At 36.4% G+C, this 627-nt stretch carries 1 protein-coding gene; it reads right to left on the reverse strand.

The genetic code is table 11. The features are described 5' to 3' along the window. A partial coding sequence (locus AC59HZ_RS31510) for an IS110 family transposase (RefSeq protein ID WP_496549601.1) occupies positions 1–621 on the reverse strand: 621 nt, incomplete at its 3' end. Positions 622–627: the final 6 nt, after the last annotated feature.

Consider the following 627-nt stretch of genomic DNA (forward strand, 5'->3'; position numbering starts at 1 on the left):
CGGTGTAGGAAATAAACGAAGGGTTGCGATTGCCCCTTTGCACGTTACATCTTTAAACACTTGCCTGAGTTCTGGAAAAACCACATCCACCCATCGATTTATTTGATTAATAGACATTACGAGACGTTTAACAATTACATCTCGGTTAGAAATTAGAACTCTAAGTTTCTCAAATGATTCCGATGTTGGACGAACAAAGGAATAATAGCCGTTCTTCACCATATCCGCTATAACGAGGGCATCTTTTTTATCACTCTTCGATTGAGTATTGTCACGATTCTCTTTATTCCTTTTTACTAAGTGGGGATTCACAGTAACTACCTCAATGTTTTGTTTATCCAGCCATTTGGATAGGTTAATCCAATAATGCCCTGTAGGTTCCATCCCCACTATAGTTGAATCTAAGTGTTTTAGTTTTTGTAGGTTTTGAATCCAACTTAAAAGTTTTACGAACCCCTCTTCATTATTTTCAAATGTAAGAGGATCTCCGATTACAATTCCACGGAAGTTAACAGCTCGAGCAACGTGTAATTGTTGAGCAATATCCACACCTACAATTAGATGTGTATCGGAAATTCTTTCAATTAGTTGATTTTGTTTGTCTTGCATTTTAAAATTCATATTAGG

It is taken from the genome of Neobacillus sp. DZ-9, from assembly GCF_059587065.1.